This is a genomic window from Bartonella sp. AP3QHHD, assembly GCF_042195765.1.
Classification (GTDB): domain Bacteria; phylum Pseudomonadota; class Alphaproteobacteria; order Rhizobiales; family Rhizobiaceae; genus Bartonella.
Window position 1 is genome coordinate 1 of record NZ_JBHIPC010000066.1, and the last position, 7,095, is coordinate 7,095.

12 protein-coding genes and 2 pseudogenes are annotated in these 7,095 nt (G+C 35.6%); 9 read left to right on the forward strand and 5 right to left on the reverse strand.

Annotated elements, in window-relative coordinates:
- Positions 1–75 precede the first annotated feature (75 nt).
- The 3 genes and pseudogenes from ACFIL7_RS04115 to ACFIL7_RS04125 all read left to right on the forward strand — a co-directional run bounded on the left by ACFIL7_RS04115 (position 76) and on the right by ACFIL7_RS04125 (position 1,891).
- A complete protein-coding gene (locus ACFIL7_RS04115) occupies positions 76–633 on the forward strand; it encodes an antA/AntB antirepressor family protein (protein WP_375683385.1) in 558 nt (185 codons plus the stop codon).
- A gap of 252 nt (positions 634–885) precedes the next feature.
- A pseudogene (locus ACFIL7_RS04120) lies at positions 886–1,616 on the forward strand (antA/AntB antirepressor family protein).
- Positions 1,613–1,891 (forward strand): hypothetical protein, encoded by a 279-nt coding sequence (locus tag ACFIL7_RS04125; RefSeq protein WP_375635101.1) that lies wholly within the window; start codon positions 1,613–1,615, stop codon positions 1,889–1,891. Before ACFIL7_RS04120 ends, ACFIL7_RS04125 begins: the two are co-directional and overlap by 4 nt.
- A gap of 42 nt (positions 1,892–1,933) precedes the next feature.
- Here the strand turns inward: ACFIL7_RS04125 and ACFIL7_RS04130 are convergent, their stop codons facing one another.
- From ACFIL7_RS04130 to ACFIL7_RS04145, 4 genes are all read right to left on the reverse strand, one after another.
- Positions 1,934–2,254 carry an addiction module antidote protein gene (locus ACFIL7_RS04130; protein ID WP_375635100.1) on the reverse strand — a complete coding sequence of 107 codons (321 nt, stop codon included), beginning with the start codon at positions 2,252–2,254 and terminating at the stop codon, positions 1,934–1,936.
- The gene (locus ACFIL7_RS04135) at positions 2,241–2,543 is read right to left on the reverse strand and encodes a type II toxin-antitoxin system RelE/ParE family toxin (protein WP_006589072.1); all 303 of its coding nucleotides are present in this window, start codon (positions 2,541–2,543) and stop codon (positions 2,241–2,243) included. The genes ACFIL7_RS04130 and ACFIL7_RS04135 overlap by 14 nt, the downstream gene beginning before the upstream one ends.
- A 111-nt stretch (positions 2,544–2,654) precedes the next feature.
- Positions 2,655–2,978 (reverse strand): type II toxin-antitoxin system PemK/MazF family toxin, encoded by a 324-nt coding sequence (locus ACFIL7_RS04140; protein ID WP_208431501.1) that lies wholly within the window; start codon positions 2,976–2,978, stop codon positions 2,655–2,657.
- A complete protein-coding gene (locus tag ACFIL7_RS04145) occupies positions 2,978–3,202 on the reverse strand; it encodes an antitoxin MazE family protein (protein WP_375635099.1) in 225 nt (74 codons plus the stop codon). The genes ACFIL7_RS04140 and ACFIL7_RS04145 overlap by 1 nt, the downstream gene beginning before the upstream one ends.
- Positions 3,203–3,344: 142 nt before the next feature.
- Here ACFIL7_RS04145 and ACFIL7_RS04150 point away from each other — a divergent pair, with 142 nt between their 5' ends.
- The 6 genes from ACFIL7_RS04150 to ACFIL7_RS04175 all read left to right on the forward strand — a co-directional run bounded on the left by ACFIL7_RS04150 (position 3,345) and on the right by ACFIL7_RS04175 (position 6,457).
- Positions 3,345–4,007: a lysozyme gene (locus ACFIL7_RS04150; protein ID WP_375635151.1), complete on the forward strand. Its 663-nt coding sequence runs from the start codon at positions 3,345–3,347 to the stop codon at positions 4,005–4,007.
- Positions 4,004–4,231, forward strand: a complete 228-nt coding sequence (locus ACFIL7_RS04155; protein ID WP_375683384.1) for a hypothetical protein — start codon at positions 4,004–4,006, stop codon at positions 4,229–4,231. The genes ACFIL7_RS04150 and ACFIL7_RS04155 overlap by 4 nt, the downstream gene beginning before the upstream one ends.
- A gap of 131 nt (positions 4,232–4,362) precedes the next feature.
- Positions 4,363–4,575 carry a hypothetical protein gene (locus tag ACFIL7_RS04160; protein ID WP_015856478.1) on the forward strand — a complete coding sequence of 71 codons (213 nt, stop codon included), beginning with the start codon at positions 4,363–4,365 and terminating at the stop codon, positions 4,573–4,575.
- 266 nt (positions 4,576–4,841) lie between these two features.
- Complete coding sequence (locus ACFIL7_RS04165; RefSeq protein ID WP_375634683.1) at positions 4,842–5,627, forward strand: hypothetical protein; 786 nt, start codon at positions 4,842–4,844, stop codon at positions 5,625–5,627.
- 40 nt (positions 5,628–5,667) lie between these two features.
- Positions 5,668–5,838, forward strand: a complete 171-nt coding sequence (locus ACFIL7_RS04170; RefSeq protein WP_375634684.1) for a hypothetical protein — start codon at positions 5,668–5,670, stop codon at positions 5,836–5,838.
- A gap of 148 nt (positions 5,839–5,986) precedes the next feature.
- Entirely contained in the window at positions 5,987–6,457 is a 471-nt protein-coding gene (locus ACFIL7_RS04175; protein ID WP_375634685.1) for a hypothetical protein, read from the forward strand.
- Positions 6,458–6,959: 502 nt separating this feature from the next.
- On the opposite strand, the pseudogene ACFIL7_RS04180 reads toward ACFIL7_RS04175, so the two are convergent.
- Positions 6,960–7,095 (reverse strand): annotated as a pseudogene (locus ACFIL7_RS04180) (integrase); the annotation flags it as partial.

Sequence of the window (7,095 nt, forward strand, 5' to 3'; positions counted from 1 at the left end):
AAACGCCCCACCAAACGCATGCGACGAAGGTGAAGGCGTCATCCATATGGATGAGGAAGATATAAATTAGCAAAAATATCAGAACAAATAATTGGACAGGAAACAGTTCAAACTGTTAACGCTCGCGAATTACACGCATTTTTAGAAGTAAAAACCAGTTTTAAAGATTGGATTATCAGACGTATTCAAGATTGTAAATTTAAAGAAGAGCATGACTTTTGCTCTTTTTTGAGCGAAAGTTCAGGTGGACGTCCTTCTAAAGATTATGCTCTCACCTTAGACATGGCTAAACATCTTTCTATGATAGAGAGGAATGACAAAGGGCATGAAGCGCGTCAATACTTTATCAAATGCGAACGGCTTTTGAAACAAGTAGCAACACCACAAGTTGACTACTCCAAACCGGAGGCATTACTTGGTGTTTTAAATCACCTACAAAGTCGAATTGAGCAAAAAGATCATGTTATTGCCGAATTAGCACCAAAAGCAAAAGCACTTGATGGTTTAAAGCGTTCTGATGGGCTGTTCGGTCTTATTGAAGCAGCAAAAATGTTAGAGGTGCGACCAAAAGATTTAACAGATTACTTTTATAAAAACATTACATTGCCACTTGACATTGTGGCGACAATGTGAATAATCGAATCAGGTGCCTCAAAAACACCTTAAATACACAGCGGGTGGATTGCCGAACCAATCTCTTTTCCGCGCATTAAAGACTTTGACTTGTTATATGCTACATGCGTATAATGACATTGTCGGGTGTGGTTATGCTATACAATACCCTTTTGGGAAAAGCATAACGACGGACTGTGTACCGTGTTTTTGAGCACCCGGCACTCTTTTATTGAGTGTCAATCAAAAACGTCTAATTACACAGGAGTTCTCATGAACACACTTATAGAAATATCAGAACAGGTCATTGATCAAGAGACTGTTCAAACTGTTAATGCGCGTGATTTGCACGCATTTTTAGGAATTACATCAAAGTTTGCAGACTGGATTAAAAATCGCATTAAAGAATGTAAGTTTCTGGAAAATATAAACTTTATAACGCTTTCTAAAAATTTAGAAAACGGTGGAAAGGTAAAAGAATACCACATTACATTAGACATGGCTAAACATCTTTCGATGATAGAGCGTAATGATAAAGGGCATGAAGCGCGTCAATACTTTATCAAATGCGAACGGCTTTTGAAACAAGTAGCAACACCACAAGTTGACTACTCCAAACCCGAAGCATTACTTGGTGTTTTAAATCACTTACAAAATCAAATCGAACAGAAGGATAACACCATTGCCGAATTAGCACCAAAAGCAGAGCTTTGGATGGTTTAAAACGCTCTGATGGGTTGTTTGGTCTTATTGAAGCAGCAAAGATGCTTGAAGTACGACCAAAAGATTTAACGGATTACTTACGTAAACATGATTGGGTGTATCGACGGGCTCCAGGAGCTCCCTTGTTACCTTATCAAGATAAGATAAAGAAAGGATTCATGGACTGCCCTGCTATCACCATTCAAAAACCAGATGGTACAGAAAAGGTACTCCCTTCAACAAAAATTACCTCCAGAGGATTAGCATGCTTAAGAGAACAAATCCATGGGGGTGTACAATGAAGATAGATACCAACTTCTTATGTGACTTATGGATGGCATTATCTCGATTTTCTAGACATGAAAATATGAGCGATAAAGATTGTACTGCTCTGGTTGACACTATGAGTGTAATAGAAAAAGCTTTGATTTCAAAACTTCAGGATGAACTACCCAATATTACAAAGATTTTAGCAATTCTTACAGATTTTGGAGATTCAGAGTTACCGCATAGCATGGATTCTTTGTTACGCGCTTATGAACCAAATTTCGAGAGCCCCATTAAAAAGGTTGCTTAAGTAAAAAATATGCCCCTCCCCGTTCTCAAAATGGGGAGGTGGTTAAGATGCTTCTTCTAAAGTTGTCTGCTCCTTACAATTCTTTTGAATAGGTGTCAAACTCATTTGCAAATCTAATGCACTTAAAACACTAAGAAAAGTAGAAAGCCGTGGATCACCTTTATCGCTTAAAGAACGATAAAGAGACTCGCGATTTAGTCCTGTTTCTTGAGAAACAGCTTTCATTCCTTGTTTACGCGCAATAATGCCTAATACATGTGCAATATAACCGCTATTTTTGGTTTCTAAAGCATCATCTAATAAGATCTTAAAGTCTTCAGGTGTATTAAAATATTCACTTACATCAAATTTAGTAATTTCCATGTTTCATTTCCTTTACTAATTGAAGGGCTTTTTCGATATCTTTTTGTTGTGTGGATTTATCACCAGCATTTAATAACAAAATGATTTGTTTCCCTTGTTTTACAAAATAAATCCTATAGCCTGGTCCATAATTTATTTTTAGTTCACCAATGCCACGGAAATATTTCACGTCTCCTAGAAGCCCATATTCAAGGCGGAAAATACGTGCAGCAATTTTCTTTTGCACTTGTTTGTCTTTTAACGAATCTAACCACTCTGTAAAATAGTGTGTTTTTTTAACAATAAATATTTGTAGTTTATATGCTACATAATAGATAATGTCAAATACATTCTTTTGTTCCAATGAAAAAGCTACATGAAGCTTAACCAAGCTATCTTTCCGAAGAAAAAAATCCAATTTTTATTTTACTATTCCTAAAAATACAGCCAAACAACGTTCAATCTCCAGCATTTCCTTTGCTTGAAGAGAGCCAAAAATGGAACTCATTTTGTCACATCTTACCGTCATAATCTTATCAATCATTACTTGCGAAGGTTTTTGCAAACCATTTTTAGCGTTTGGCTGAATCGTAATGCGGAGTAATGGCGCATCAACAAGTGTACTTGTAATTGGTAAAACCGTCATGCTGGTATGTTCACTAAATTGATTAGCTTGAATGATCAATGCGGGTCTTGGTTTACCAAAATCACCTTGTATCGCTATTGTTACCAGAGAACCACGCATCATTCTGTCCAACCATCAACATCCATTAAAGATTGATCCATAAACAACTGTATAGATGTATCAGCTTTATCCATTTTTGCTACTAAGCGACATTGGCGGCGACACTCTTCTGCAAAATTTGGCTGGCGTGTATCTGGAACCCAAATCTGCATTAAGCGCAAACCTGCTTTTCTTTGCGTATTGCGGTGTTTTTGAACCCGTTCATTAACGTGCATTGTAGCCATAACAAAATCTCCATTATGTTTCATGTAACGTATAACACAGAAAAAAGTTACATGAAACGAGATTTTTAATAAAAGGCAATAATTGCAATTTTTAATATTCACTCATCCCCGCCTTGTGTGGGTTTTTTTTATGGAGCAACACATGCGAAAAATATCATCAGAAGGACTAGCACTTATTAAACAATGGGAAGGTTTGCGTTTGAACGCCTATAAAGATGCCATTGGGGTGTGGACAATAGGTTATGGACATACAAACAGTGCTGGAAAGCCTTTTATTTACGAAGGCATGACAATCACTGAAAAGCAAGCAGAAGAACTTCTTTGCCAAGATTTAAGACAATTTGAAAATGTCGTTGAACGCGCTGTTACAGTTTCATTAACAGATGAACAATTCGCGGCGTTAGTGTCGTTTTGCTATAATGTAGGAACAGGAGCCTTTTGTAACTCGACACTGTTAAAAAAGCTCAATCAAGGTGAATATGAAGCTGTCCCTGCAGAGCTACAGAAATGGACCAAAGCAGGCGGAAAGCGTCTTGAAGGTCTCGCACACCGGCGTGCAGCAGAAGCAGGCTTATGGGCGAAAGGTGCTTTTGTTTCCTCTAACTACCAAACAGTAGAAACGCAAGCACCAACGGGGGTTTTCAAAGCCGAAGCCCTTGCACCGATTATTGGTTCTTTTTCTGGGCTTGGAGGCTTATTAGCAGGAAATGGACCAATCCAATGGGCTTTGGCCACCATTATGGTTTTAGCCGCATGTGCTGGTATTTTCTTTGTTGCTAAACGCTTTCAGGAGCATCGTCTATGATCTTATGGATGAAAAGAAATCTGATGCTAACAGGTGCGGCTTTAGCCGCTTTTTTTATGATTTTAGCAAGAGCTTTTAATCTTGGGAAAAAAGCAGAGCAACAAAAGCAAACAGAAAAAGCTTTAAAAGCAGCCACAACACGGCTTGAGGTAGAAAATGAAATTAATCAAAAAAGTGATGCTGATGTGCGTACTGTTCTCTCTGACTGGTTGCGCGACAAATAAATATGCTTCTTCTTGTGTTGGCTGGTTGCCAATTTATTTAAGCCAGCAAGATCTGAACACCATCAGTTCAAACTTAGCAAGAGAGATCTTAAAGCACAATACTCTAGGTGAACGCTTGTGTGGGTGGAAACATGGCTAGAAAAAAAACACAAGACGATATAGAGCTTACAGAAGCAGAAAAAGAAATACTTCAAGAAATCATCATGACCTACAAAAGTGTAAAAGTGATGTCTCGTTATACGAAATGGATTGTACTCATTATACTCTTATTAGCACTTGATTTTTCACGTATTATGGATGCGTTTGTAAGTATTTTTACACAAAAACCAAATATCCGACTCTAAATACATTCTGAGATGTGCGAAAATCTTTAGAAAATGGTTTCTTAATTTTGCTCGTCTCATGGAGACGATAGACAATATCTTCGCCCATTTAAAACAGTGGTTCTCAAAGAATTAATCTTTGAATTAATTGTTTCATGAATTTAAAGCTTCTAATAAACTGTATTTGATATGAACAGCTTCGAAATTTTAATCCTTTAAGGATGAAGAGGAAGTCAAATCTTTGTAAAACGACACAATTGATTGTCTTTTATAGATTAGAGTGGATAATGAAAACAAATTTAAGTGGCCGCGTAAGAAATACATCTTTACCAGAAAATCATGCTCTACTGCCTCTTTTTGAAGCAGTTGTAAATTCTATTCATTCCATTGAAGAAATAGGAAATGATTTTTCCTCACGCTACATTATAGTTTCAGTCATAAGATCGAAGCAAGCTTCACTACCACTTGACAAAGATACAGAAAAACTAAACGAGACAGAAATTGTAGGTTTTAAAGTGATCGACAATGGTACAAGCTTTAATGATCATAATTTTCAATCATTTAAAACTTTAGACTCAGATTATAAAAGAGATAAAGGTTGCCATGGTATAGGACGACTTTTATGGCTTAAAGCTTTTGATAATATAAAAATCAGGAGTATTTATGAAACAGATAGAGGATTAAAAGGGCGCACATTTTTATTTGATGCTGCTGCAGGTATAAAAGAATTAGATGAATTTCAAGATAATTGTACGAAGAGAGAAACTATTGTTGAGTTAACAGGTCTAAACCAAAAATATAAAAATCATATTCCTAAAAAACTACAATCTATCGCAAAAGCACTCTTAGAACATTGTCTCTGGTATTTTGCAAGAACTGGTGGTTGCCCTTTCATAACTATTGAAGATGACACAGAAAAGATATTATTAAATGATCTATATGAACAATGCATGCATGGAGCCATTTTAAATGAAAAAATAAAAATAGAAAATTATAATTTTTCTATTATGCATATTAAATTTAGATCCTTACCTTTAGAAAATCAGGCTTTATGTTTTTTGTGCAGGCAATAGAGCTATTACAAAAGAAAAGTTATCTGAGAAAATTCCGGGTATGCAATCAAAACTGCAAGATGATATAGGTGAATTTATCTACTCTTGCTATGTAAGCTCTCTTTTTTTAGATGAAAGAGTACGTTCTGAAAGAATAGGCTTTGATATTGAAGAAAATGTTGAAAATAAACAAGAAGATTTATTTGAAGGAAAAAAATATCATTTCCGATAATACGACAAGCCATTTATGAAAGAATTCAAAAATATTTAGCTGTAGAATTAAAGCAAAACATTCAAAACAGTAAGGAGATAGTTGAAAGTTCACACATAAAGTACCACGCTATCGTCCACTCCTAAACTATTTAACAGACAATGACTATATGATTTCACCTAAAATAAATGATAAAAAATTGGAACTACATTTGCATGAATGTCTTGCTAGAGTAGAAAATGAAATTTTAGAAGAAGGTCATAATGTTTTAGCAGTTCAACAAGGAGAAAATACAGATAGTTATGCAGCAAGAATTAATAAATATGTAAATGCTGTATGTGATCTTAAAAAGTCCGATTTGGCAAATTACTTATTCCATAGAAAAACTATCATAGAACTTTTGAAGGAATCTTTAAATTCTCTTTATGACGGTGGTAAAGAATATATTAAAGAAGACGTTATTCATCAACTCATAGTACCCATGAAGTGTGATTCTAATTCTGTAGCTATGGATAATTGTAACTTGTGGTTGATAGACGAAAAATTAGTATTTCATGATTATTTAGCTTCTGATTTATTATTAAAAAAATGTCTATTACCGGCTCTATGGAAAAGGAAAGACCTGATATATGTAGTTTAGAATTATGTAATAATTCTATTTATTGGAATCCTTTATTAGTATCAGATAGCAAAGAGGGTTTAGAATCTCCTACTTTGGCATCTCTTACTATAGTAGAAATTAAGCGTCCCATGAGAGATGACGCGAAAGCTGGTACCGAAACAGATCCTATTTTGCAGGTCATTACTTATCTAGAAAAAAATTCGTGCAGGCAAAGTACTTACCCCAAAAGGGCGTCCAATAAATTTGGATGGAAAAGTTCCCGGTTACTGTTATGTCGTCTGTGATCTAACTCCAAAAATAAAAGAGTGCTGCAAACGTTGGGATTTAACAGAATCAGGCGATCATATGGGATATTTTGGATATCATAAGAGTTATGAGTCCTATATAGAGGTTATTTCGTTTAGTAAGCTCATAGCTGATACTGAGAAAAGACATCAACGTTTCTTTAAAGCTTTAGGGTTGCCATTAAGGTAGAATAACAATAATTATATTTATGCTCTAATGGCCTTAGAATATTTTGTCAAACCACTCCCGATATAAAGCTAGCCCACAGCTCTAAAAGAACACGCCGTTGCTCTAAAAAATCCGTTCGCATGTAGGCTTTCGTCACTGAACTCCCAACTGTATGTGCAAGAACAGTTTCGGCAATCTCAAAT

What these genes read in the sequence shown, in the direction of transcription:
- ACFIL7_RS04140 (WP_208431501.1), bottom strand. Translation starts at nt 2,978, where the DNA reads ATGCGTGGTTCTCTGGTAACAATAGCGATACAAGGTGATTTTGGTAAA.
- ACFIL7_RS04130 (WP_375635100.1), bottom strand. Translation starts at nt 2,254, where the DNA reads ATGGAAATTACTAAATTTGATGTAAGTGAATATTTTAATACACCTGAA.
- ACFIL7_RS04160 (WP_015856478.1), top strand. Translation starts at nt 4,363, where the DNA reads ATGGCTAGAAAAAAAACACAAGACGATATAGAGCTTACAGAAGCAGAA.
- ACFIL7_RS04145 (WP_375635099.1), bottom strand. Translation starts at nt 3,202, where the DNA reads ATGGCTACAATGCACGTTAATGAACGGGTTCAAAAACACCGCAATACG.
- ACFIL7_RS04150 (WP_375635151.1), top strand. Translation starts at nt 3,345, where the DNA reads ATGCGAAAAATATCATCAGAAGGACTAGCACTTATTAAACAATGGGAA.
- ACFIL7_RS04170 (WP_375634684.1), top strand. Translation starts at nt 5,668, where the DNA reads ATGCAATCAAAACTGCAAGATGATATAGGTGAATTTATCTACTCTTGC.
- ACFIL7_RS04175 (WP_375634685.1), top strand. Translation starts at nt 5,987, where the DNA reads ATGATTTCACCTAAAATAAATGATAAAAAATTGGAACTACATTTGCAT.
- ACFIL7_RS04165 (WP_375634683.1), top strand. Translation starts at nt 4,842, where the DNA reads ATGAAAACAAATTTAAGTGGCCGCGTAAGAAATACATCTTTACCAGAA.
- ACFIL7_RS04125 (WP_375635101.1), top strand. Translation starts at nt 1,613, where the DNA reads ATGAAGATAGATACCAACTTCTTATGTGACTTATGGATGGCATTATCT.
- ACFIL7_RS04155 (WP_375683384.1), top strand. Translation starts at nt 4,004, where the DNA reads ATGATCTTATGGATGAAAAGAAATCTGATGCTAACAGGTGCGGCTTTA.